Here is a 22,801-nt window from a genome sequence, read left to right on the forward strand (position 1 = left end):
TTCATTTCTCTTGCTGTTTCCGCAAACGAGCGGCACGTATGAAATCTTGAGCAGCCTCATCCATCATATGGATCATCTTGTCGTCATCAACGCTCTCCGTGAACAGATCATTGGCTAGCATGACACAAAGACCCGTCTGAAAGGTTTGCATTTTCAATAAAATTGATTGCAGCTCCTGATCAGAAAATCCCGCAAGCTCCGGGTCCAACTTCATTAACCCGATAACCTCACGAATTTGTTCGGGGGTATTCTTCGTGTGGGGATTGTTCTTCATTATCAAATCCCGGTAGAGCACAGGGTACTCCTTGGCGAATCGGAGACTTGCCATGCCGATATCCCGGAAGGGCTGACCGGACTTCTGCTCTGTAATCAATCCTCTAGCTACCTGGAAGGTCTTGTCGACGACCTGTTGAATCAGTTCTTCGGCATCGTTGAAATTGACATAGATCGGCGCGATGGAGCTGCCCAGACGTTCAGCTACTTTACGAATCGTAATGGACTCGATCCCATCGGTCTTGGCAATGTCAAATGCGGCTAGCACGATATCTTGTTTGGTGAACCTTGTTTTCGGTGCCATGACTGTCTGCAACTCCTTAGATAATTTATATGTATAACAGTTGATATATATCACATGATATTTAATGATTATAAATCGTAAATGGACGGAGTTCAACCGGTTCCCATGAAGCGTGGTGGGGGTTGGTTTGTAAATCCAGTAAAATCCACTTATAATAAGAACATATGTTTGTTAAAATATGAAATAATTCAAGATAGCATTACAGGATCAGAAGGGAGGAAGAGGAATGGCTCGTACGCAATATGAACGTATAACCACCAAACAGACTTTAAACAGAGTGAAGGAAGAGAGGATGCCCTTCGATTGGTCCATCAATCCGTACCGCGGGTGCGGGCATGGCTGCAGCTTTTGTTATGCTCGCGCTTTCCAGTCCTTCATTGGCATGGGGGCGGAGGATGAGTTTCAGCATCATATCTTTATGAAGTCGAATGCAGCGGAAGCGCTGGAGAAGCAGTTATCGAGTGCTGCGAGGAAGTTTGATCATGATATTGAAGCGATGCGGAGATCGATAGGACAGGTTACGATCGGAACGGCAACCGATCCGTATCAGCCGATCGAGAGCAAGGAGGGCATTACGCGGGAGTGCCTGAAGCTGCTAGCTAAATACCGCATCTCCACGAGCATTACAACGCGCTCTCCGCTCGTGCTCAGGGATATGGACATATTGACACGGATGGAGAATGTATCCGTCAACATGAGCCTCAACACGCTGAATGGGGACATCATCCGGAAGCTGGAGCCGGCATCGCCTCATCCGGAGGGCAGGCTCGATACGATCCACCGATTATCGGCTGCAGGCATAAGAACGGGTTTGTTTGTGGCGCCTGTGCTGCCCTTTTTGACGGATAAGGAATGGGAGCTGAGGGAGCTCTTGTCGCAGGCGAAGGTAAGGGGCGTTTCCTTTGCCATGATCTCGCTGCTGAGACTCTCGCGCGATGTGAAGAAATGGTATATCGAAACACTGAAACACCAGTTTCCTGAAGTGGTTCAGCCTTACCGTGAGTTATATGCGCAGGGCGCATATGCCGAAGAGCATTACGTACGTTCCTTCAAGTCGATGGCAGCCAGGCTGCTGAACGAATGTGAACTGAATGGACTGACCCCGGGGGCATCTGCTGCTGGCGTGAGCCGGCCCGGGACGATCGGAAGCGGGATTTCTCAAGAGGACGGGGCGCAGGTGGAAGGCGCTCGCGATCATCTTCGTTCAGCGGAAGATTTGGCAGCTGTTTCTGTACAGCCAAGGAAGCTGCCGCAACCGGCCGCACCGGTCTCCGGGGAGGAGCTTGTGCCGGATGTGGAGCAGCTATCCTTTCCTTTTTGATCCTGCCTTTCCTTGTGGCTTCAGATGTCGGATGACGTTCTCTATCGGTTGAGGAGGCAGGGTCTGCAGCAGGTCCCCCTTCTCTCTTAATCGTTCCTCGATGTTCAGCAGATGAAACTCCGTGGGAGAAACGTCCTGACGGACCTCGTCCCAAGTGAGCGGTGTAGAGACGGTCCCCAGCCGCCGGGCCCGCGGTGTATAAGGAGCGGCGAGTGTCCTTCCGCTGTAATGCTGAAGATAATCGAAGTAGATTTTATCGCCTCGATTCTTCTTCAGCCGTTCAATGGTGAACAGCTTGGGGAATTTCTCGGTTACATATTGCCCCACGAATTGGCCTACTGTTCGAAGTTCATCGAACGTAATGCCTTCCTGAATGGGAACGATGATCTGGACCCCGGTAGCACCTGAGGTTTTCGGGACGGAGGACAAGCCCAACGAGGTCAGTACGTCCCCTACAATGGCAGTCGCCTCCATGATGCGCGGCTCCTCCGGCAGCGTGGGATCCAGATCAATCATCCATTCGCAGGGCAGATTGCTGCCTGCGAGGTGCAGCGAAGGGTGAAACTCAAGCGCAGCCAGGTTCCCCAGCCATAGCAGCTCCGGCAGTCCGTTGAGCAGCACGTAGTTAATATTTTCGTGCACATAGGTCTGAACAAAAGGAGGCAGCGGCTCCGGCGCATTTTTCTGATAGAAGGATTCGCCTTCGGCTCCGTGAGGATACCGAATGGTCGTGAGCAGCCTGCCCCGGCAGTACCGGAGCAGGAACGGGGAGATGGCCGCAAGCTTTTGCAGATACATCGCTTTGGTAATGCCGACTTCCGGCCAAAGTGGTTTGTCTGGATTCGTAATTTGAATCTCCTGTCCCTCGATCGTCAGGGTGCCTTTGACGGTACGAGCCATATGGTTTACACCCCCTCAATCGATACGAGTTTGGGATGGCGCATCATGCCATCCTGACTCCACTCGAGAAATGTGACCTGAACGGAAAGCGGCTGGCTAAGCCAGGCCAGCTGTTCCTTCTTCAGGTCGGTATGGAGCGTACTCCATACCGCGTCAGCACGATGCATTTCGGCATATTGCAGCAGCCTCTTCTTCGTCTGCTCATTAAGCCCCAGGGAAGCACGGCCGATGTAATTGCCATCGTCATCGGCAATGACAAGGCTGGCTACACGGCCTTCCCTGATGATCATTGCGACGGCGGTGGCTGTCATGTTCACGGCAATCTTTTTCTTGTACCAATCCCGGTGTTTCTTGCCTTCACGATAAGGAGAGGAGAGGCGCTTCATTACAATGCCCTCCCATCCCCGTGCTTCGGCCCAATTCCATAAATGCTCGCCTTCAAGAAACAGATCCGCGGTCAGCAGGCCCGGCGTATCGGAAACGATCTCCTTCAGGCGGTGGTGACGTTCAAGATAGGGCAGCTTACGCAAGTCTTGGTCGCCGTCCACCAGAATATCGAAGAGAACATAAGTAAACAGAGGAGCGTTCGTGCTGATCGCACGCGAACGCTCCCGCTGAAGTACCTTCTGAAACACGGGACGACCCAGCTCCGGATGAAAATAGACAACCTCACCATCCAAAAGAAGTCGCCGTTCATGCAAGCCGGATAATGCCTGAACGACTTCGGGATACAGCGACGTTTTATCGAGCAGCTTGCGGGAATATAGCGATACGCGGTTTTGGTCAAGCCCGGCGAGTATGCGCACACCGTCCCATTTCAGCTGATAACCCCAATCCTCGCCTGTCGTGATCTGGTCCGTCGAGATCGGTGCCATCGGCTCTTTGGGCAGCAGATTCTGCATTTGTCCCATACGGATCAGGAAGTGGAGTCGGATTTCTTGGATTTGGTTGTTCGGCGCTTCGGCTTCGGTGCGTCAAGGTCGCCTTCTCCGCCGCTGACCTTGGCAGCAGGTTCTTTGGCTGCCGTCTTCCGGGTCGTTTTACGCGGCTTTGGTTTGGTGCCCGGATCCGTTCCGATCGGCTTTACAGCTTCGATGCTTGCCTGGAGGGCAGCCATTAGATCGACAACGTTGGTCTCCTGACGAGCAGGGGCAATCTTGATTTCTTCACCGGATACTTTGCTGTTGATCAGATCCAGGAGACGTTCGCGATAATCATCCGTGTATTTCTCAGGATCAAAGGGAGTCGAAAGCTGGTCAATCAGCAATTTGGCCATATCGAGTTCCTTGGAGTTGACCTCGGTTCTTTCAGGCAAATTCGGGACCTGGGAGATCGGCCGGATCTCATCCGGGTAGAAAATCGTCTCGATCGACAAGCATTCATCGAGCACCCGGATCGCGGCCAGACTGCTCTTCGAGCGAATAGCGATTTTGGCGATGCCGATTTTGCCTGACTGCTTCATCGCTTCCAGCAGGAGCCGATATGCGTTTGCGCCTGCTTGATCCGGCGAGAGGTAGTACGTCTTTTGAAAATAAATTGGGTCAATTTCGGTCAGATCCACAAAGTCCAGTATCGTTATGTTTTTGCTGTTCTGTTCCGCCAGCTGCTCCAGTTCCTCTTTTTCGAATAGCACGAATTTCCCCTTCTCATACTCGTATCCCTTCGTAATTTCCTCCCAGGCCACTTCCTCTTCACATACCGGACATTTGCGGATGTAAGAGAGCGGACTGCCGCACTCCTTGTGGATGTACCGCATCGAAATATCCTTATCTTCCGTGGCCGAGAACATCTTGACAGGCACGTGCACCAGACCAAAGCTGATCGCGCCCTTCCATACCGTATGCATTCTATGAAACCTCCTATCAAATTCTAATATGTTTGGGTATGACCGTGTAGTAAACGTAATAAACGACTACTATGACTTTTTGTACTACCTCTATCAGTGCGTGTTCAAAAAGGTCGGTTTTCAGCACCGAGAAGGTTGGATGAAGATAGGGACTGAGAAGCGGAGCGTACATTTTGGGTACGTGAGCACCGGAAGGCCCGGCTGAATTCAAGATTCGATGCCGAGCTGCTTGCTTCCTGATTTGCTTCGTGATCAAAAGCGGACTTTTTGTACTACCTCTATCAGTGTGCCCAAAAAAAGACTCTAGTATGAGTTATAGCTCAGGATTGCATAATTAGAACCTGTTTGTGGCATATTGACGTTGAACGCTGCCTGTATAAGGAGGTAATTTTCGTCATGACGGAGCCTAGAGAAACCCAAACGTCGGAAGAGATACAGAAGGACAGAGCCTCGGACCATTCCGCTGCAGAATCGGTGAACGGGGACATGGTGGATTGGAACAGCCTGACCTCGGAGGAGAGCGAGATCTCTCGCGAATCTACGATGTTCGATATTGACCGGATGATCAACGAAGGCCTTGGCGGAGGTAATGTCACCATAGATAATGGGCTGATCGGCCCTTCCACAACCGATACGATGGACATCGTGGACGAATCGCCAAGAAATAGGGAGAAGGAGGATTAAACGTATGGAGATACAGCGCGCCGTAGAGATTTTCAACTCCAAGGATATTTACAAGGTCAACCTGGAAGGGGAGTCCGTGTGGATCGAGCATGTGGATCAGCAGAACGGAATGGCCACCGTCCAGGTCGGCTCCCGTCCGACCAATACGCTGACTGTAGACGTAGACCGGTTAAAAGAAGGCGAATAGCTTATTGCAGGGCCTCTAGAATTCCGGGGAACAGTTTAATAAACACGAAAAAACACACCTTACTCGGGACTCCGTAAGTTGGAACCCGGATAAGGTGTGTTTGTGTTGACCCTGCCGTTAACGAATCTCTCTGAAAAATAACCGGATATCTTCAGTCAGCAGATCAGGAGCTTCCAATGCGGCGAAATGGCCGCCGCGGTCGAACTCTGACCAATGGACGACATGGTACTGCTGCTCGACCATACTGCGAATGGAGAGATCTTTGGGAAAGACCGCCACGCCGGTGGGCACGGAGGAATATGGTGCCGGCGCTCCCCAATTGTCCGAGCTTTCTTTATAGATTCTTGCGGAGGAGCCTGCCGTTGCTGTCAGCCAATAGATCGAGACATTCGTTAGAAGGAGCTCAAGGTCTACTGCATCCTCAGGAAGATTGGCCGCTGGATCGGTCCATTCCTTAAACTTCTCTACAATCCATGCAAGCTGCCCAACAGGGGAATCCGTTAAGCCGTAGGAAAGCGTCTGGGGTTCGGTCGCCTGAAGGATGGCATATCCGGACCCTTCAAATCCGCCACCGGCTAATTCATCATAGCGAAGTTTCTCTACAGCCGTAAGGTTCTCGCTTTCAGCCGGATCTCCGGTTGGAAACACCGACAGACCGTTACAATGTACGCCAACGATTCGCTCTGCAGCGATCCGGCCAAGTTCCGCTGAAACCATGCTCCCGGTATCTCCCCCCTGTGCTCCATATCGTTCATAGCCCAGGCGGCGCATTAATTCATCCCACGCTTTAGCGACACGCTCGATATTCCATCCGCGTTCGGTGGTATGCCCGGAAAAGCCGAAGCCTGGGAGGGACGGGATCACGAGATGAAATGCATCGGACGGATTTCCACCGTACTTGCCGGGATTGGTGAGCGGTTCAATCAGGCGGGTAAACTCCACAATCGATCCGGGCCAGCCATGGGTTATGATTAGAGGAAGCGCATCAGGCTCAGGGGAGCGAACATGCAGAAAGTGAATGTTTTGCCCATCGATGGTGGTCGTATATTGAGGGAATTGATTCAACATGGTTTCATATTTACGCCAATCGTAAACATCCTTCCAATAGGTGGATAACTCTTTCAGGTAAGACAGCGGTGTGCCATATTCCCAGTGATGATCCTCCAGGTCATCAGGCCAGCGAGTGCGGGTCAAACGTTCCTTAAGGTCAAGCAAGTCCAACTCTGGAATTTGAATGCGAAATGGAAGTATGGTTTCTTCTGAATATGGGGCTGTGTTCGATACATTCGTGGGGTTCATTATAATCCTCCTCAAATCTTTTTATCATTGTTATGGTTTAACTATAATGCTTAATCTTTGACTACGTAGTGTCAGTGTTTGCAACCTGGTTTTACGTTTCTTTTCTTAACTGAGTAATGAAGGCGAAACTCATGTTCTTGCAGCGGGTTGGGAGGACCGATATAATGAAGATCAAGTATTTTGAGATATGGGCAAACTAAGTAAAGGGTGGGTTATCAGTGAACAATGGCCGTACGGAGGGCCAGTTTCGAATGATTTCAAGCAGTCTGGAGGAGACGGAGCAGCTTGCTGCTTGGCTGGCCGCTAGAGCGGAGCCAGGGACTGTCATCGGACTGGACGGGGATCTTGGAGCAGGAAAAACGGCATTCTCCAAACAATTTGCACAGCACCTTGGTGTGAACGGGGTTGTGAATAGCCCGACATTTACGATTATTAAAGAATATGAGGGGCGTCTGCCGCTCTACCATATGGATGTGTACCGTTTGTCGGTCGATGAAGCGGATGAGCTCGGGCTGGATGAGTATTTTTTTGGCGAAGGGGTTTGTCTCGTGGAATGGAGCAGTCTGATCACTGAGCTGTTGCCTGAGCGGTATCTGCATATCCAGCTTGAAACGACAGGCGAAACGCACCGGACCATCACACTTTCAAGCCAGGGCGAGCCCTATGGCGAGTGGTGCCGGGATTTGAATGAAAAATGGGGTAGCTGGAATGAACAACAATGACACGAAGCCGCAGCAGCGGTTTTTGGCGCTGGATACGTCTACGGCATCGCTGGCGGTATCCGTGATGGAGCATGACAAGCTGCTGTCGGAAGTGAACACGAACGCAGACCGCAATCACTCGGTGCATCTGCATCCGGTGATGGCACAGGCGCTTGCTGAAGCAGGCCTCGGCATGGACCAGATGGACGGCATTGCCGTGGGAGTAGGGCCGGGATCTTATACAGGAATCCGGATTGCGGTAACGGCTGCCAAAACATTGGCATGGGCTAATCACATCCCGGTTGTCGGGGTATCCAGCCTGCAAGCCCTTGCATGGGGGGGCCTGAAGTCCGGATGGAACGAAGCCGAGCCAAAGGCGGGAGTCCACTGGATCATTCCGCTGCTTGATGCAAGACGGGGACAGGTGTACACGGCTTTATTCGCTGCCGATTCAGAGAGCAAGGAGAGTGCGCCGATACGTCTGGAGGCAGACGGTATTCGCCTGATGCAATCCTGGGTGGAAGCCATTAAGGAACGCATCAGCAAGCTGCCTGAAGAGGAACGCCCGGTCTGCCTTTGGTTTATTGGGGAAGTGGAACTCCATGCCGAAACCGCCCGCAGGCTTGAGCCGGGGTTCGGAGAACGGCTGCATATTCATCCGTACTCGCTCGAAGGCCGCTGGATGGGGTACTTGGGCGCAGCGAGGCTGCTCGCCGGAGAAACGGATGATCTGCATACACTGGTACCCAATTATACACAGCTTTCCGAAGCGGAAGCGAACCTGCTGCGTAAGCGGTGAAGGGAGCGTAGGATTCGTCATGAATCAGCAGAAGAAGCCGGTAGATGGTGAAGACGGTTTGTCCTTTCGGTTGATGACCCTGGAGGATATTCCGGAGGTTCTCGTGGTGGAGCGCGAAGCGTTCACCGTGCCCTGGACCGAGGAAGCTTTTCACAATGAACTGAAATTGAATCATTTTGCACGTTATATGATTATGGAGTACGAAGGCAAAACGGTAGGATATGCAGGCATGTGGACGATCGTGGATGAAGCGCACGTTACAAATATTGCGCTTCTGGAGCAGTACCGCGGACGCAAGTGGGGCGATCGTCTGCTTACGGAATTGATGAAGACTGCTGCCTATATGGGAATGGAGAAAATGACGCTGGAAGTCCGGGTATCCAATCACGTGGCCCAGCACTTATATATCAAAAAAGGGTTTAAACCAGCCGGTGTCCGGAAGGGGTATTATTCCGATAATCAGGAAGACGCACTCATCATGTGGGCAGATCTGCCCCCTTATCGGGAGGACGATGGCGAGGAAGGAAGTCAAAGGCTATCATGAATGAAGAAAGAGTAGACCGGCAGCACAGCTGCATATTGGCGATAGAAACGAGCTGCGATGAAACCTCGGTTGCCGTTGTAAAGGATGGCTGCGAGGTTTTGTCCAGTGTCATTGCCAGCCAGATTGAAACACATAAAGCTTTTGGCGGGGTGGTGCCCGAGGTGGCTTCCCGCAAGCATGTGGAGAGTATCACGCTAATTATTGAACAAGCCGTAGCTGAGGCCGGCATTGAAATGAAGGATTTGTCGGCGATCGCCGTAACGCAGGGTCCTGGCCTGGTTGGGGCGCTTCTCGTTGGCGTTATGGCTGCTAAAAGCCTGGCGTTTGCGCTCGGCAAGCCGCTGATTGGCACGCATCATATTGCGGGTCATATCTATGCCAATCGTTTTGTGGGCGATATCGCTTACCCTTGCATGGCGCTGGTGGTTTCCGGCGGTCACACCGAGCTGGTCTACATGAAAGACGAAGGCAGCTTTGAGTTGATCGGCAGGACGCGGGATGATGCGGTTGGCGAAGCGTACGACAAGGTGGCCAGGGCGCTTGGCTTCCCATATCCCGGCGGTCCGCATGTCGACCGAATGGCATTGGAGGCCGAGGAGGTTGTGGAGCTTCCTCGCGTATGGCTGGAGCCGGATTCCTACGACTTCAGTTTCAGCGGTCTGAAATCGGCTGTATTAAATGTCGTCAATCAGAGCAAAATGCGTGGAGAGGAAGTCCGGACGGAAGCGATAGCCCGGGGTTTCCAGGAATCCGTGGTCGAAGTGCTCGTGGAAAAGGCGGTTCGTGCGGTCAGAGCATATGATGCCAAGCAGCTGCTGCTGTGCGGCGGCGTTGCCGCCAATCGCGGACTCCGTAAAGCCTTGGCTGAACGCTGCGAGCAGGAAGGGATATTGCTGACGATCCCGCCATTTCAGTATTGTACCGATAACGGAGCGATGATTGCTGCCGCGGCGCATCTGAAATGGAAGCAGGGGAGCTTTACGCCGCTCGATATGAAGGCCGACCCGCAAATGTCACTGGAGCTTTGGGCGGAGCCATTAAGCTAAAGCCACTTGACACGTATTTGTATAGGACGTATAATCTTTATCAAATTCCAGAATGTTGAAACGCGAAGAACAGGATCAGTAAGGTGAACCTTGGATGAAGAGAGCTGCGGGACGGTGCAACGCAGACGAGAGGGACCTGAACTCACCTGGGAGCGGAGCTGGGGAACCTTGCGCAGCGAAGTGCCGGTCAGGCACGGATTGAATTGCGGAGTTTGACCTTGCTACGGGATGGCCTCCGTGAGAATGGCTCCGCACAAATCATTTGTGATTTGGCGATGGAGGGGGCTTTAGGTTCGGGAGATAGCATGATGATCCCGGGAGCTTAGAGTCAACAAGAGTGGTACCGCGATAGGATAGCCTGTCGTCTCTTGAATAAGAGATGGCAGGCTTTTTTGCATGCTTGGACAGCTAAATACGAATCAATCTGATAAAGCTTCACTTTCAATCCGCAGATGATAAAAGCGGAATCTCGGATATAGTGATCCGAAGGATATGATAGTCAGCATAACAACATATCGAATAAACGCAATGAACGGGAGCAGTAAAAGGGAGCCGTCTACAGAGAGCTGCGGGTTTGGTGTAACGCAGCGGCAGCAACCTTCGAATCTCGCCCGGGAGCGGAAGAGGGGAACAGCAGCAAGCATCGGTTGATGGAGCTAGACAGCCCAACGACCCTGAATGCAGCTGTACTCTCTTACGGAGTTTCCTCCGTCATCAGGACGTCCATTCTCTTCATGACCGGCCGGTATGAGGAGATCATGGACAGTGAGTGGACGTGCATATGTCGCGAAGGAACAGCTGCGAAATTAGGCGCGTCAATTAGAGTGGTACCACGGAGGGTCTAAGCCCGTCGTCTCTTATATGAAGAGATGGCGGGCTTTTTTGCTGCCGGCAGCAGCAGGGTGGGATGCGGACGCAAGTCGACGTGCGGACGTAAAGCGAACATATGGAACAGACTAAACAACGTTCCCGTAGGAAATCGGGTCATACCATAACTCAGGAGGAGTATGCAAAATGAGTGAATCCATGAGAACCATCCAAATATTCGATACAACGTTGCGGGACGGGGAACAGGCCCCGGGAGCAAGCCTGCAGCCAGAACAGAAAATTGTGCTGGCCGGAAAGCTGGCTGAGCTGGGCGTAGATGTGATGGAGCCCGGATTTCCAGTGTCTAGTCCCGGGGAGTTTGCCGCTGTGCAGGCCATCTCGAGACAGCTGCAGCAGGTCGAGATATGCGGATTCGCACGGGCCGTGAAAGGGGATATTGATGCTGCCGTCAAGGCCACCCAGGATGCGGCCAAAAGGCGAATCCATCTGTTTATTTCATCTTCCGACATCCATCTTCGACACCAGCTGCGCATGAGTCGTCCGGATGTAGTGGCAAGGGCACGTGAGATGACAGCTTATGCGAAGCAGTTCAGCGACGTGGTGGAATTTACGGCGATGGATGCCTCGCGTACCGGCATTGACGACTTGATTGAGATGGTGGAAGCCGTCATTGAAGAGGGTGCAACGATAATCAATCTGCCCGATACGGTGGGATATGCGCTTCCGAATGAATATGGCGAGATGTTCCGACGTGTGCGGGAAGGCGCCCGTGGCGGAAAGACGGTCGCCTATAGCGCCCACTGCCATAATGATCTCGGTTTGGCTGTGGCCAACAGCCTGGCCGCGATTGAGAATGGCGCCAGCCAAATCGAGGTTACCGTGAATGGGGTAGGCGAGCGTACAGGCAACTGCGCATTGGAGGAGCTGGTCATGGCTCTATCCACCCGGGGTGACATGCTGCGGGCAGAGACGGGCATTACGGCCGAGAAGCTGTATGAAGTATCTCGTCTCGTTAGCGGTGCGATGCATTTTCCGATCGCTTTTAATAAACCTGTAGTCGGCAGGAACGCCTTCCAGCATGAGTCCGGCATCCACCAGGACGGTCTGCTGAAGGACCGAAGCACCTACGAGATTATGGATCCGGAAAAGCTGGGGATTCCGCGGAGCATGATTGTGCTGGGCAAGCATTCCGGTCGTCATGCGCTGAAGGATCGTCTTGCCCGGTACGGTGTTCAGCTTGATGGAGACGAGATGGAGTCCTTGTACGATACCTTCAAGGAGACGGCTGATCGTCAGAAGGTGGTCAGCGATGATCAGCTGCTGCAAATGGTGAGCAGCACTTTGGGCAAACCAGCCCAAGTATATGAGCTGATCGAGGCCCAGGTCATCTCGGGAACGGGCAGCAGCCGGGTCGCGGCAATCACGCTGCGTCATCTGAGCGAGCAAACGGAAGCCACTTACTCCAGCGTGGCGGACGGTCCGGTGCAAGCCGTTATCTCGGCAATCAGCCAAGGAATTAGCAGCGATATCCGCTTTGGCGATCTGGAGCTCCACTCGTTAAGCAGCGGCGAAGACGCGCATGCCGAAGCGGCGGTCACGGTTGAGAAGGCGGGCAAGATCTTCCGCGGAACGGCTGTGCATCAGGATATCGTTATGGCGGCAGGCCTGGCATACGTTGCTGCATGCAACTCGGCGTTGATGTCGGTCTAGGCGAAAAGCTGAATAGGGAACCTTAGCGTCTAACGCTTCTATGATTGATGGCACAAGCGACCTTCCGAACCGGATGGAGGAGGGTCGCTTTTTTTCATAATCAAGCTCGATAAAAACTTGCAGATAACAAGAGATAAGTCTATATAGAAGTCCATTATATAAGACATATAACTCTGTCAAGTTGTGAACAACGTTATCCACATATTCGCCAAAAAATGTGCATAAGCGAGAAAAATGTCGTTAAATCGGTCTTTTGCAAGACGCTGAAAAGAGGGGACAGGATTTTCAAATTTTCCGGTGGAAACTGTGGATAATGTGAATAACTTAGTGGATAAAGCTGGATATAGGACCAGGAGTGCGCGTATAACAACAAAAAAATGGCCGTTTCGGCCATTTTCATGGTAAACTTATGCACCATTCTTGGGGATAAGTTTGTGTATAAATGCAAAACTCCATTTGAAACACTTTTGTGAACTTTTTTTAATCTTCCAGCAATGACTCCCATTCGGCAAAAATTTGCTCAAGCTGACTCTTTTTCTCCTCTAACGACTGCTGGCGTTCTTGGAGTGCCATATAATCCTGATAGATCTCCGGCAGGGTCATCTCGGCCTCTAACTCGGTTATGTCCGATTCCAAAGCATGGATTTGCTCTTCCAGACTTGCGAGCTTGCGCTGACGGTTTCGCTCCTCCCGTTTGGCTTGCTTCTCGGCTTCAAAGGAAACGGCTCCCTGTTTCTCGACGGAAGCTTCAGCTTTTCCTTCCTGTTTCAGGGTGTGACGAGCAAACGGCTCGGAAGGTTCGTCATTCATATCGATAATTTCCTGCTTTTTCTCCGTATAGTCGTCATAATTACCCAGGAAATGTTGAATGCCGTCCGGATGAAGCTCGATGATGCGCTCGGCCATTTTGTTAAGGAAGTAACGGTCATGGGATATGAACAATAAAGTGCCTTCGTAATCCATGAGTGCTGATTCAAGAACCTCTTTTGCAAATAAGTCCAGATGGTTCGTCGGCTCATCCAAGATGAGCATGTTGGCTTCCAGGAGCATCAGCTTGGCAAGCGATACGCGGGCCTTTTCCCCTCCGCTTAAGGAACTGATCTTCTTGAGGACATCTTCGCCGCTGAAGAGGAAGTTGCCCAGAACGGTGCGGATGCGGGCTTCCTCCATATGCGGATAGGTGCCCCATAGCTCTTCCAGAACGGTATTGCTCGGATTCAGCTCGGATTGCTCTTGATCGTAATAGCCGATCTTGACTTTTGTACCCCATTGCAGCGATCCCGCCGTTGGCTTCATGGTACCGATCAGGCATTTCAGGAGTGTCGATTTGCCCACTCCGTTGGGTCCGATCAAAGCTACGGTCTCCCCGCGGCTGAGATCAAAGGAAACCTGACGGAACAATGGCTTGTCCTGCTCGAACGAAAGCGCCAGCTCCCGCACATGAAGCACATCCTTGCCTGACATATATTCGGCTTCAAAAGAAAAGTGTGCTTTCTTCAAATCTCCCAGCGGTTTATCCAGCCGCTCAATTTTATCCAGCGCTTTGCGACGGCTCTGTGCGCGCTTGGTCGTGGAGGCCCGGACCAGATTCCGCTGAATGAAGGTCTCCATCCGGGAAATCTCATCCTGTTGCTTCTCGTACTGCTTCAGCTGGGATTCGTATTCCGCTGCCTTCAGCTCAATATACCGGCTGTAGTTGCCCGTATATTTTTTGGAATGACGGCGTTCGATCTCAACGATGGTCGTTACAAGCCGATCCAGGAAATAGCGGTCGTGGGAAACGACCAGCAATGAACCGGAATAGCCGCGCAGATAATCCTCCAGCCAGGTGAGGGTCGCGATATCCAAATGGTTCGTCGGTTCATCCAGCATGAGCAGGTCAGGTGCCTGCAGCAATATTTTTGCAAGGGCCAGCCTTGTCTTCTGCCCGCCGCTTAATGTGGCAATGGAGGTGTCCGGCGAAAAACTGCCAAATCCCATGCCGTGAAGGACGCTGCGGATACGTGTTTCGATCTCATAACCGCCCTGATCCTTGAACCAGTCCGAACGGATCGCATAACGATCCAGAAGCTCTTGGTATTTCTTCGGATCCTCGCTCGACTTCGGGTCGGCAATTTGTTCCTCCATCTGACGCAGCTCGCGCTCCAYCTCCAGAAGGGGAGCGAAGACATCCAGCATCTCGTTCCATATCGACGAATCGGACTGAAGCCCGCTGTTCTGGGCAAGATAACCAACGGTGGTTTCCTTAGCCTTGAAGATTTGTCCGCCATCATAAGACATCTCGCCTGCCAAAATTTTGAGCAGGGTCGATTTCCCGGCTCCATTGACTCCGACAAGACCGATTCTTTCGCGTTCAAGCACCTGCAGATTGATCCCGTCAAGGACGGGCGTAACTCCGTATAATTTCGTAATGCCATTGGCTTGCAGCAGCATGTTATGTGAAACCTCCATCATTCTATATGTTTGTACCATTAATTCTTCATTATAAGAAAAACGTTTCCCGACGTACATTCTCAGAAGACAGACCGCGTATAGCGGAAGTTTTTCTTGCGAGATAAGGAGGGTAGCCCCTGATGTATAAACAATCTTATCTCTTAAGAAAAACGTTTCCCGACGTACATTCTCAGCGTGGTCATGCTTTGAAGTGTATACGTTCTGATATCTTAAAGTAAGTGTACATGAAAATGGCCGAACAATCGACCATGATTGGCGACTTCCGGCATTCTTGGCGAAAGGAAGGAACAGTGGTAAACTAAAATTAATTATAAGCGTGAGAGGAAAGATCACGTGTTGAACCCTGAGGAAGAATTGAAGCGGGTATCCGCAAAAGAAGCCCTGCGCAAAGTGATGACATTACGCAGGGATGAGTTATCCGGGCAAGAGCGTTCGAAGTGTTCGAAGCAAGCCTGCAAGTTTGCTTCAGAGGTCATGAATCAATTTCAATTTCAGAGCATGATGATTTATGTCCCCTTTCGCTCCGAACTGGATTCCCGGCCGCTGGTTGAATGGGCGTGGAAGCAGGGGATTCAGGTTATCGTTCCCCGAAGTCTGCCCCAAGACCGTTCGATGGAATTGTATAAACTTCAGGCATGGAATGAGCTGATTCCCGGAGCTTACGGCATTCCGGAGCCAGATCCGTTGCGGTCGCAGAAATGGAATCATCCCGGACCTGATATCATCTGGGTGCCCGGGCTTGCGTTTGACAGGAAGGGCGGAAGACTTGGATACGGAGGCGGTTATTATGACCGGCTATCGGACAGGCTTAGTCAGGGAGCGCAAGACAACGCTCAGATCGGTGAACCTTTGTGGATGGGAATTGGCTACGAGGTTCAAGTCTTGGAGCATATCCCTATGGAAGAACATGATAGGGTATTGGACGGTTTGGTTACGGAGTTGGGACATTCGGCAACGGCCAGACCTGCAGCGGAGGGATAAGAGATGGAATTGAGTCATTTTAACGGCCAAGGCAGAGCACGCATGGTGGATGTCAGTGATAAGGATGTAACAGCCCGGACAGCGGTAGCGAAGACTACGGTTCGTATGCACCCGGATACGCTGATTCGCATCCAGGAGGGGAAAATTGGCAAGGGAGATGTGCTTGCCGTAGCGCAGGTTGCGGCTATCATGGCTGCCAAAAACACGTCAAACTGGATTCCCATGTGTCATCCGCTGCCGTTGACTGGCGTGAATGTGGAGTTCAGCGATAATGCTAGGGATGAGTTATATATAGAAACGACTGTGAAGACCACAGGCAAAACCGGTGTTGAAATGGAAGCTTTGACAGCAGCTTCCGCCGCTGCGCTGACGGTCTATGACATGTGCAAAGCCTTGCAAAAAGACATGGTCATCGGCCCGACCTACCTGGTAAGCAAAACCGGAGGAAAGAGCGGGGATTACATACAAGAAACAACATAGGATTGCATAGAGATAGGAGATTCGGACGAGTGGGAAGGAGAGAGGGCAGATGGTGTGGAAAACGGCGATCCTGACGGCGAGCGACAAAGGTTCGCGGGGGGAACGCGAGGATACGAGCGCTCAAGTGATCCGGGAATTGGTGGAGGAAGAGCTGAGCGGAGAAATTATTGAATACCGGATCGTACCGGACGAGCCGGATGAAATTATTGCGGCATTGATCGAACTTACGGATTATTATCAAGTGGACCTTGTCCTCACGACTGGCGGAACGGAGCTGGCGGTCCGGGATGTTACGCCGGAGGCGACCAAGCGGGTCATCGAACGCGAAGTGCCGGGCATTGCGGAAGCGATGCGCGCTACCGTCATGCAGAAGAATCGGAGCGCGATGCTGTTTCGGGGCGTATGCGGCGTCCGCGGCCGTACCTTGATTGTCAATTTGCCGGGTTCGCCCAAAGGTGTGCACGAGAATCTGGCGGCGGTTATGGATCAGCTTCCGGAAGCACTGCTGATGGTAACGGGCCAATATCGGGAGCAGCTCTAGAGAGTATTTACTAGATAATTATGTAAATAAACTGTCACGTTTCTAGACTGTATATGTGATTTACATTATGGTATGATGGCGGTATATGAGCTTGTTTCAACTGTAGTAGTCGGATTATGGTCATTAGTTAACACCTGTTGTAGTGCAAGGCATGACGGATTTAGATCATCCTGAAGTCCTTTTAAAGGCATTGAGCAGGACGAGGAGGAGAATAGATATGAGTGGAATTGGAGTGCCGGGTATTATTTTGCTCGTTATTTTGGCGCTGCTCTTGTTCGGACCGAACAAGCTTCCTGAACTTGGACGTGCGGTCGGAAGAACATTCCGTGAGTTTAAGGACGGTGCGCGGGAGATTATTGCTGACGATGCACCGGCGAAGAAGAAAGAAGAGGCTCCCCAACAAGCCGTTGTCGCTGAGCCAACCAAGGTTGAAGACAAGCGTCTTCCGGAATAGAAATAAAGCAAGGCTTGAAGTCCCTTCCTTCGGGAGGGATTTTGTTTTGTCAGGGTCACATACAGGGTGGTGGTTAACTTGTCGGAGCAAGTGAAAGATATGGCGCTTGTTGAGCATTTGGGCGAGCTTCGCAAACGAATTATTATTGTGCTCGTGGTATTCGTAGCGGGTTTGATCGGCGGGCTTTTTGTTGCGGACCCGATCTATCATTATTTGACGGCGGCTGAAGAAGCCAAGAACTTTGAGCTGCACGCCTTCTCCTTCTGGGATGGTATCGGGATCTATATGAAAATCGCTGCCATTTTCTCGCTTGTCATTTCCGTTCCGCTGATCTTCTATCAGCTGTGGGCGTTCGTCAAGCCGGGACTTCGCAAAGAAGAGCAGAAAGCGGCCATTCGTTACGTGCCTTATGCGTTTCTTCTGTTCATTGTAGGGATCACGTTCGGATATTACGTCGTGTTTCCGATGACGCTGTCATTCACGACAACGATTACCCAGAGCATGGGGCTTCAGGAAACCTACGGCATTACTAATTACTTGAATTTTATGTTCAATCTCGTATTGCCGCTGGCCTTGCTGTTTGAGCTGCCGCTTGTGGTGATGTTCTTAACGAAAATTCGCATTCTGAATCCGCTGCGGCTTCGAAAAATGCGCAAACTCGCGTACTTCGCGCTCGTATTCATCGCGGTTGTCATTACGCCGCCGGACTTCATATCGGATTTCCTGGTCACGATTCCGCTGCTGCTGCTGTACGAATTCAGCGTGTTTCTGTCTTCCGTGATCTACCGCAAGCAGCTAGAGGCGGACATGGAACGGGACAGCCGGTACATACGGGTAGACGAAGAGGATGGACTGTGACGTTTTTTTGCAAAATAGGATCGCATAGAATAAGAACAACCCGCTTAACCAATCCCCACGGGAGTATGGTTTGCGGGTTGTTTTTTGTTGGAGGATCGAATGGTTAGAAATCAAATTTCATAAGTGCATTCGCTCCAGGTCTCATAGGGATCTATTCATATCGTCCTGACTTTCATCTTGCGCATATCTAGCCAGCGCCATCGCTGCGGTTTCCTGCATTCGGGCCTGCAGCGTGTTTCCTTCCACGACTTTTACCCGCAGTCCGAGAAAGCGAATACGGGAGAGCAGAAAGTCGCACTCATCCTTCAAATAGGAGACTTTAATGCGGTAGGTATTGGAATCTTCATCATAATGGACGGTCTTGTCAAAACAGGAGAAAGCGTACAGAATCCGTGACAATTCCCCGTTGTATCGGCGATGGATTTTAATGAGGGCTTGCTTCTCGCGATTTTCCATCAGATTCTGCAGCCGTTCCTTGATGCGATCGATTCGAAAAGACGGAAGTGAGGTCCTTTGGATATATAGAATATGATCCAGCTTCGTGTACATGAGTCCTCTTCGGCTTTTGCTGTACCAGATCAGCATCCATTCCCGTTTGATCATGGAATACTCCAATTTGAACGGGAAACCGGACTGATTGCTGCGCGTTTCTCCGAGCTTCGTTCGATAGCTTAAGCGAAAGCCCTGATCCTGCATGATCATTCTTCGCAAGGTGCGAAGATGCGGGTGATATACACTTCGTTCCTGTCCCTTGGCCTTCTCCAGGATAATCTCCTTCATCTCGGCACCGCTATGCTCCATGTGAAGGATTTGTTCGAGACGCTTTAAGGTTTCAGGCGTAAAGGCGTTAGCTGCCTCAGGGTGCACCAGCATCATTTTGAGCCATCCCCGTTCTTGAGCGGTTATGGCAATCGAGTCAGTTTCCTCAAGCCGCGTCATAATCTGATAATTAAAAATTTTCTCGAACGGATTCTGGCTCATAATAAGCGGCAATCTCCTTCCATTCCTTGATGAACTCCAGGCGAAGGGAGCGGGGCTTGAGCACCTCGCAGCTGGAGCCGAAGCTCCGGAGCCAGGGCTTGATTTCGCTGGTGCCGTTCACTTCGATTTCATATAGAAATGAATCGTCGGATTCTATCGTAACGGTCCCCCATTGCCCTTGCGCCTTAACCCGGTTCAGCACGAAATTCACTTTGCTGTCCTCCGGGTTAAAAAATCTGGCCACGACCTTGGTGGGATTACGGGTATCGGTAACCCAACTATTCTCGAATTCGGCCAGCACTTCCTCCAGGCGCTGCTGGAAGACCTCTTCCTTAACCACATCGCCTTCTTCGATCTGAGTCAATCCCTCCATACGAAACTTCATGAGACCTTGTCTGCCGTTATAACCGATCAGATACCAACGGCCGTATTGATGGTCATATATCACGCGCAGCGGCAGCACCGTTTCCCGAAGCCCTTTGGACTCCCTGTGGAACAGCGGATTCGTATTTTGGGAAGCATAGCGTGAAGTGCTTTTGGGTGATAAGTACAGGAAACGGATTCTAGCTCTTTTGGTAATGGCCTGAAAAATGGTATGCAGATGCGCTTCGTCCAATATGCGTGAAGGATAATGATATTTATAAATATAAGCAGCGGTTGAGTGCGCAGCGATGTCACGCTTCCGCAAAGCCCGCTTTAAGTTATCCCTAAGCATATAACCCTGCACGGACGGCAGCTGCGTATTCGACATGACGTCCACATAGTCGTAGAGATCAAGCAGCTCGTCATCCGACAACGAATCGATCAGATCACGGGCGCCCCTGTATCGGTAAGGCCGGTCTGTGCCTGTCTTCACGATGACTCCGACTTCCTCCAGGTATTTGAGATCTCCGCGTATCGTCTTCTCATCCGGCAGAGACTCCCCGTCAGGCAAGTGATCGCCGCATAGGTCGATTAGTTCTTTGGCGGTTAACTGCTGATGCTGCAGCTGGGTGAGGATCGTGGACAGCCTCAAGCTTTCCGATGCCTTAAGCGATTTGCCGCGGAACAACAGCAGCAGGAGCGGATCTGCGGTTTCATAGTATGAATAGCGCAGGCCTTCGGATAGGGTGAGACTTTGTTCTTCCGAGAGCTGCGGCTGAAGCGATTCAATCCTATTTTTTAAATTTCGAAGCGTTTTGTCATAGGTATGTACCGAAATACCGAGTCGATCGGCCAGTTGTTGCCGGTTGTATGCTCCTCCGGCCAGCGCCAGAATGCGAAGGAACTGGATTTCTTTATCGAAGCTTTCCCGAGCCATGGCGCCCTCCTTCAAGTCATATATTAGATCGTACGTGATGCTGTCTGTAACTATTGTAGCAAGGATAGGGAACTGCATAAAGGATGGAAATTATAACATCTTTTTGTTATCGCCATACTTTCGCCCTGTTGAAATTGGAACGTGTGGAGGACAATAAGGTTATCGGACATCAGACGGCAGCTACAGAAGGAGAGATACCAGATATGAATATATCGCAGGAAATGAATTCGACGATTCAGCAAGAACTTGAGCGAATTGAGCGGGAGGAAGGCGTCCTTATCCTGTATGCCTGCGAATCAGGCAGCAGGGCCTGGGGCTTTCCGTCGACAGACAGCGATTATGACGTAAGGTTTATCTATATCAGACCCGTGGAGTGGTATTTATCGATCTTCGACAAGCGAGATGTGATTGAGCGGCCGATCAGTGACAGGCTGGATATGAGCGGTTGGGATTTGAAAAAAGCGCTGGGGCTTTTTCGCAAGTCGAATCCGCCCCTGCTCGAATGGCTGGAGTCCCCCATCAAGTATAAGGAGACGCTTGGCATCGCCCAGCAAATCCGCAGCATATCTCCGCTTGCGTTCTCGCCAAAATCTTGCATGCACCACTACCTGAACATGGCTAAAGGCAATTACCGGATGTATTTGCAAGGGGGAGACGTTAAGATCAAAAAATATTTCTATGTCCTGCGTCCGATCCTGGCATGCGACTGGATTCAAACCTACAACGAGATGCCTCCCATGGAATTCGAGCTGCTTACGAATCGCCTATTAAATCAGGAAAGTGCGCTGAAACAGGAGATTGATCAATTGCTTCTCCGCAAACGTTCAGGTGAAGAGATGAATGTTGAACCGAGGCTTCCTAACATTAATGCATTCATTGAAGAGAAATTGAACGAATATGAGCTGCTAGCCAAGGATAAGAAGCATCAAGATACGGATCTGGATCAAAGGCTGGATGCTTTGTTTCGGGACGCGCTGGTTGAAGCATGGGGAACCGGTGGACCGCAGTCATTCACGGTTTGACGAAAGGAGAGAGTCATTTTGGCAATTATACAGCTCACATCAACGAATCCGCAGTTTTCGTTTCTCATGAAGAAGAACCCGAACTCCGGCATGCAGCTTCGGAGCGTGAGGCAAGGAACGGCATACGGATGGTATTCCGAGTCAGCTGCGTTTAACGTTTATTTCAAGGATGCGGATAACGAGATATCCTTCAAACAGCACCAAGGGGAGAGCTTCGAGTATTTGAACGTGTCCCGTTATAATACACCTTTGTTTCCGCTGGCTGCCATTAACGAGTTTTTTGCAGCTCCCTTCAAAAAGCACGATGAACGGGACACGGAGGGACACGAGCATGTTTTTTACATCAATCTCATTCATATTGAGAAGACGCGTTATATTGAATTTTTTCAAAAGCATCTCGAGGAATACTCGTTCTTGCTTCGGCACGAAGCCCATAAAAGCTATGCCCTCACCATAACCACCGGGAAGAGCCTGTACCATCTGCTGCATACGGTCAATGTGTTGTGCCTGTTCCTGGCAATGTTCGGGAGCGAATATCTCGATACCTCGGATAAAGTGCTTGAAAAGCACATTCGCAGTCTGAATGTCATCGATGCCCCCTACTACATACGAAGTCTGTTCGTGCGCAATTTTCTGAATCATCGGGATCGATTCAAGCAGTTCAAGCAGGAGCTTGAGTTTACGCCTAGATACAGCATCAATTTTGCATATGGAAACACGGCTATGCAGCGCAGAAGTTACATCGCTCAAGTGCTGCCATTCAACAAGCCGATATTGGATATCGGCTGCGGTGAAGGCTTTTACGCCCTTTCTTTTGCCGGAAAAATAGAGGAAACCTATTATGCGGTAGATATTAATGAAGCTTTGCTGGAAGTGGTAGAGCGTAAAGCGGAAGCGAAGGGGCTGGACAATCTGGTGACCTTTCCGTCGATCGCTCACTTTCTTGAGGGGTATGACGATGAGTCCGTAGACGTTATTTTGACCGAAGTGATCGAGCATATGCCGGAAGCGGAAGCGGCGGACCTCATCCGCCAAGTCGTGCAGGAGATCCGGTTCGAGAAGCTGATCATTACGACGCCCAATGCCGATTTCAACCCGTATTATGAGCTCGATGGTTTCAGGCATGATGATCATAAGTGGGAAATGGGGCAGGAGAAGTTTAGATCGTGGTGTGACGAAATCCTGCAGAATCTGGGCGTTCAATATGAGTATGTGATGATCGGTGACAGTGTGGACGGCATGCATACAACGCAGGGAATGATTGTTACGAGGAAGGGGGAGTAAGGCC

At 51.1% G+C, this 22,801-nt stretch carries 23 protein-coding genes and 1 other annotated feature; of the genes, 15 read left to right on the forward strand and 8 right to left on the reverse strand.

Features of this window, described 5'->3' with window-relative positions:
- Position 1 precedes the first annotated feature (1 nt).
- Entirely contained in the window at positions 2 to 577 is a 576-nt protein-coding gene (locus ACPV3A_RS07380) for a TetR/AcrR family transcriptional regulator (RefSeq protein WP_194544460.1), read from the reverse strand.
- A 226-nt stretch (positions 578 to 803) separates the two neighbouring features.
- Between ACPV3A_RS07380 and ACPV3A_RS07385 the strand changes: the two genes are divergently transcribed.
- Positions 804 to 1,898, forward strand: coding sequence for an SPL family radical SAM protein (locus tag ACPV3A_RS07385; RefSeq protein WP_194544459.1), 1,095 nt, complete (start codon positions 804 to 806; stop codon positions 1,896 to 1,898).
- Here ACPV3A_RS07385 and ligD read toward each other — a convergent pair.
- The 3 genes from ligD to ACPV3A_RS07400 are packed head-to-tail and all read right to left on the reverse strand — an operon-like array spanning position 1,881 to position 4,644.
- Positions 1,881 to 2,798 carry a non-homologous end-joining DNA ligase gene (gene ligD / locus ACPV3A_RS07390; protein ID WP_194544458.1) on the reverse strand — a complete coding sequence of 306 codons (918 nt, stop codon included), beginning with the start codon at positions 2,796 to 2,798 and terminating at the stop codon, positions 1,881 to 1,883. The genes ACPV3A_RS07385 and ligD overlap by 18 nt on opposite strands.
- Positions 2,799 to 2,803: 5 nt before the next feature.
- A complete protein-coding gene (locus ACPV3A_RS07395; protein WP_426198640.1) occupies positions 2,804 to 3,700 on the reverse strand; it encodes a DNA ligase in 897 nt (298 codons plus the stop codon).
- 14 nt (positions 3,701 to 3,714) lie between these two features.
- Positions 3,715 to 4,644, reverse strand: coding sequence for a Ku protein (locus tag ACPV3A_RS07400; protein WP_194544456.1), 930 nt, complete (start codon positions 4,642 to 4,644; stop codon positions 3,715 to 3,717).
- A 396-nt stretch (positions 4,645 to 5,040) separates the two neighbouring features.
- Here ACPV3A_RS07400 and ACPV3A_RS07405 point away from each other — a divergent pair, with 396 nt between their 5' ends.
- Positions 5,041 to 5,328 carry a hypothetical protein gene (locus ACPV3A_RS07405; RefSeq protein ID WP_216530731.1) on the forward strand — a complete coding sequence of 96 codons (288 nt, stop codon included), beginning with the start codon at positions 5,041 to 5,043 and terminating at the stop codon, positions 5,326 to 5,328.
- Positions 5,329 to 5,332: 4 nt separating this feature from the next.
- The gene (locus tag ACPV3A_RS07410; RefSeq protein ID WP_071222503.1) at positions 5,333 to 5,515 is read left to right on the forward strand and encodes an H-type small acid-soluble spore protein; all 183 of its coding nucleotides are present in this window, start codon (positions 5,333 to 5,335) and stop codon (positions 5,513 to 5,515) included.
- A gap of 117 nt (positions 5,516 to 5,632) precedes the next feature.
- On the opposite strand, the gene ACPV3A_RS07415 is transcribed toward ACPV3A_RS07410, so the two are convergent.
- Positions 5,633 to 6,814 carry an epoxide hydrolase family protein gene (locus tag ACPV3A_RS07415; protein WP_426198643.1) on the reverse strand — a complete coding sequence of 394 codons (1,182 nt, stop codon included), beginning with the start codon at positions 6,812 to 6,814 and terminating at the stop codon, positions 5,633 to 5,635.
- Between the two features lie 251 nt (positions 6,815 to 7,065).
- Here ACPV3A_RS07415 and tsaE point away from each other — a divergent pair, with 251 nt between their 5' ends.
- The 5 genes from tsaE to ACPV3A_RS07440 all read left to right on the forward strand — a co-directional run bounded on the left by tsaE (position 7,066) and on the right by ACPV3A_RS07440 (position 12,442).
- Positions 7,066 to 7,536 carry a tRNA (adenosine(37)-N6)-threonylcarbamoyltransferase complex ATPase subunit type 1 TsaE gene (gene tsaE / locus ACPV3A_RS07420; protein ID WP_194544948.1) on the forward strand — a complete coding sequence of 157 codons (471 nt, stop codon included), beginning with the start codon at positions 7,066 to 7,068 and terminating at the stop codon, positions 7,534 to 7,536.
- Complete coding sequence (gene tsaB / locus ACPV3A_RS07425; protein WP_426198645.1) at positions 7,523 to 8,314, forward strand: tRNA (adenosine(37)-N6)-threonylcarbamoyltransferase complex dimerization subunit type 1 TsaB; 792 nt, start codon at positions 7,523 to 7,525, stop codon at positions 8,312 to 8,314. Before tsaE ends, tsaB begins: the two co-directional genes overlap by 14 nt.
- Before the next feature lie 19 nt (positions 8,315 to 8,333).
- On the forward strand, positions 8,334 to 8,858 hold the full coding sequence (gene rimI, locus ACPV3A_RS07430) for a ribosomal protein S18-alanine N-acetyltransferase (protein WP_194544452.1): 525 nt from the start codon (positions 8,334 to 8,336) through the stop codon (positions 8,856 to 8,858).
- Positions 8,855 to 9,904 (forward strand): tRNA (adenosine(37)-N6)-threonylcarbamoyltransferase complex transferase subunit TsaD, encoded by a 1,050-nt coding sequence (tsaD, locus tag ACPV3A_RS07435; protein ID WP_194544451.1) that lies wholly within the window; start codon positions 8,855 to 8,857, stop codon positions 9,902 to 9,904. Before rimI ends, tsaD begins: the two co-directional genes overlap by 4 nt.
- Before the next feature lie 519 nt (positions 9,905 to 10,423).
- Positions 10,424 to 10,765 (forward strand) — a binding site (T-box leader).
- Positions 10,766 to 10,918: 153 nt separating this feature from the next.
- Positions 10,919 to 12,442, forward strand: coding sequence for a 2-isopropylmalate synthase (locus tag ACPV3A_RS07440; RefSeq protein ID WP_339294848.1), 1,524 nt, complete (start codon positions 10,919 to 10,921; stop codon positions 12,440 to 12,442).
- A gap of 480 nt (positions 12,443 to 12,922) precedes the next feature.
- On the opposite strand, the gene ACPV3A_RS07445 is transcribed toward ACPV3A_RS07440, so the two are convergent.
- Positions 12,923 to 14,875: an ABC-F family ATP-binding cassette domain-containing protein gene (locus ACPV3A_RS07445; protein ID WP_426198648.1), complete on the reverse strand. Its 1,953-nt coding sequence runs from the start codon at positions 14,873 to 14,875 to the stop codon at positions 12,923 to 12,925.
- A gap of 354 nt (positions 14,876 to 15,229) precedes the next feature.
- Between ACPV3A_RS07445 and ACPV3A_RS07450 the strand changes: the two genes are divergently transcribed.
- The 5 genes from ACPV3A_RS07450 (at position 15,230) to tatC (ending at position 18,210) form a co-directional block, all read left to right on the forward strand.
- Positions 15,230 to 15,877: a 5-formyltetrahydrofolate cyclo-ligase gene (locus ACPV3A_RS07450; RefSeq protein ID WP_426198650.1), complete on the forward strand. Its 648-nt coding sequence runs from the start codon at positions 15,230 to 15,232 to the stop codon at positions 15,875 to 15,877.
- Between the two features lie 3 nt (positions 15,878 to 15,880).
- The gene (gene moaC / locus ACPV3A_RS07455; protein WP_071222520.1) at positions 15,881 to 16,357 is read left to right on the forward strand and encodes a cyclic pyranopterin monophosphate synthase MoaC; all 477 of its coding nucleotides are present in this window, start codon (positions 15,881 to 15,883) and stop codon (positions 16,355 to 16,357) included.
- Between the two features lie 49 nt (positions 16,358 to 16,406).
- The gene (locus ACPV3A_RS07460; protein ID WP_071222524.1) at positions 16,407 to 16,898 is read left to right on the forward strand and encodes a MogA/MoaB family molybdenum cofactor biosynthesis protein; all 492 of its coding nucleotides are present in this window, start codon (positions 16,407 to 16,409) and stop codon (positions 16,896 to 16,898) included.
- 217 nt (positions 16,899 to 17,115) lie between these two features.
- Positions 17,116 to 17,352: a twin-arginine translocase TatA/TatE family subunit gene (locus tag ACPV3A_RS07465; protein ID WP_071222526.1), complete on the forward strand. Its 237-nt coding sequence runs from the start codon at positions 17,116 to 17,118 to the stop codon at positions 17,350 to 17,352.
- A 78-nt stretch (positions 17,353 to 17,430) separates the two neighbouring features.
- Positions 17,431 to 18,210 (forward strand): twin-arginine translocase subunit TatC, encoded by a 780-nt coding sequence (gene tatC, locus ACPV3A_RS07470; RefSeq protein WP_426198653.1) that lies wholly within the window; start codon positions 17,431 to 17,433, stop codon positions 18,208 to 18,210.
- A 141-nt stretch (positions 18,211 to 18,351) separates the two neighbouring features.
- Here the strand turns inward: tatC and ACPV3A_RS07475 are convergent, their stop codons facing one another.
- Both ACPV3A_RS07475 and ACPV3A_RS07480 read right to left on the reverse strand, forming a co-directional pair.
- Positions 18,352 to 19,191, reverse strand: a complete 840-nt coding sequence (locus ACPV3A_RS07475; RefSeq protein ID WP_426198655.1) for a WYL domain-containing protein — start codon at positions 19,189 to 19,191, stop codon at positions 18,352 to 18,354.
- A complete protein-coding gene (locus tag ACPV3A_RS07480; RefSeq protein ID WP_426198657.1) occupies positions 19,160 to 20,491 on the reverse strand; it encodes a helix-turn-helix transcriptional regulator in 1,332 nt (443 codons plus the stop codon). The genes ACPV3A_RS07475 and ACPV3A_RS07480 overlap by 32 nt, the downstream gene beginning before the upstream one ends.
- A gap of 203 nt (positions 20,492 to 20,694) precedes the next feature.
- On the opposite strand from ACPV3A_RS07480, the gene ACPV3A_RS07485 reads away from it, so the two are divergent.
- On the forward strand, positions 20,695 to 21,513 hold the full coding sequence (locus ACPV3A_RS07485; RefSeq protein ID WP_426198659.1) for a nucleotidyltransferase domain-containing protein: 819 nt from the start codon (positions 20,695 to 20,697) through the stop codon (positions 21,511 to 21,513).
- 18 nt (positions 21,514 to 21,531) lie between these two features.
- The gene (locus ACPV3A_RS07490; protein WP_194544445.1) at positions 21,532 to 22,797 is read left to right on the forward strand and encodes a methyltransferase domain-containing protein; all 1,266 of its coding nucleotides are present in this window, start codon (positions 21,532 to 21,534) and stop codon (positions 22,795 to 22,797) included.
- Positions 22,798 to 22,801: the final 4 nt, after the last annotated feature.

The sequence above is a fragment of the Paenibacillus sp. Dod16 genome (assembly GCF_049893405.1).
Classification (GTDB): Bacteria; Bacillota; Bacilli; order Paenibacillales; family Paenibacillaceae; genus Paenibacillus_AQ.

Bases quoted from the DNA above. Each gene is read 5' to 3' on its own strand.
- ACPV3A_RS07385 (WP_194544459.1), top strand. From the start codon at position 804: ATGGCTCGTACGCAATATGAACGTATAACCACCAAACAGACTTTAAAC.
- ACPV3A_RS07400 (WP_194544456.1), bottom strand. From the start codon at position 4,644: ATGCATACGGTATGGAAGGGCGCGATCAGCTTTGGTCTGGTGCACGTG.
- ACPV3A_RS07380 (WP_194544460.1), bottom strand. From the start codon at position 577: ATGGCACCGAAAACAAGGTTCACCAAACAAGATATCGTGCTAGCCGCA.
- moaC (WP_071222520.1), top strand. From the start codon at position 15,881: ATGGAATTGAGTCATTTTAACGGCCAAGGCAGAGCACGCATGGTGGAT.
- ACPV3A_RS07415 (WP_426198643.1), bottom strand. From the start codon at position 6,814: ATGAACCCCACGAATGTATCGAACACAGCCCCATATTCAGAAGAAACC.
- ACPV3A_RS07480 (WP_426198657.1), bottom strand. From the start codon at position 20,491: ATGGCTCGGGAAAGCTTCGATAAAGAAATCCAGTTCCTTCGCATTCTG.
- ACPV3A_RS07440 (WP_339294848.1), top strand. From the start codon at position 10,919: ATGAGTGAATCCATGAGAACCATCCAAATATTCGATACAACGTTGCGG.
- ACPV3A_RS07405 (WP_216530731.1), top strand. From the start codon at position 5,041: ATGACGGAGCCTAGAGAAACCCAAACGTCGGAAGAGATACAGAAGGAC.
- rimI (WP_194544452.1), top strand. From the start codon at position 8,334: ATGAATCAGCAGAAGAAGCCGGTAGATGGTGAAGACGGTTTGTCCTTT.
- ACPV3A_RS07475 (WP_426198655.1), bottom strand. From the start codon at position 19,191: ATGAGCCAGAATCCGTTCGAGAAAATTTTTAATTATCAGATTATGACG.
- tsaD (WP_194544451.1), top strand. From the start codon at position 8,855: ATGAATGAAGAAAGAGTAGACCGGCAGCACAGCTGCATATTGGCGATA.
- ACPV3A_RS07395 (WP_426198640.1), bottom strand. From the start codon at position 3,700: ATGCAGAATCTGCTGCCCAAAGAGCCGATGGCACCGATCTCGACGGAC.
- ACPV3A_RS07465 (WP_071222526.1), top strand. From the start codon at position 17,116: ATGAGTGGAATTGGAGTGCCGGGTATTATTTTGCTCGTTATTTTGGCG.
- ACPV3A_RS07460 (WP_071222524.1), top strand. From the start codon at position 16,407: ATGGTGTGGAAAACGGCGATCCTGACGGCGAGCGACAAAGGTTCGCGG.
- ligD (WP_194544458.1), bottom strand. From the start codon at position 2,798: ATGGCTCGTACCGTCAAAGGCACCCTGACGATCGAGGGACAGGAGATT.
- tsaB (WP_426198645.1), top strand. From the start codon at position 7,523: ATGAACAACAATGACACGAAGCCGCAGCAGCGGTTTTTGGCGCTGGAT.
- ACPV3A_RS07410 (WP_071222503.1), top strand. From the start codon at position 5,333: ATGGAGATACAGCGCGCCGTAGAGATTTTCAACTCCAAGGATATTTAC.
- tsaE (WP_194544948.1), top strand. From the start codon at position 7,066: ATGATTTCAAGCAGTCTGGAGGAGACGGAGCAGCTTGCTGCTTGGCTG.
- ACPV3A_RS07485 (WP_426198659.1), top strand. From the start codon at position 20,695: ATGAATATATCGCAGGAAATGAATTCGACGATTCAGCAAGAACTTGAG.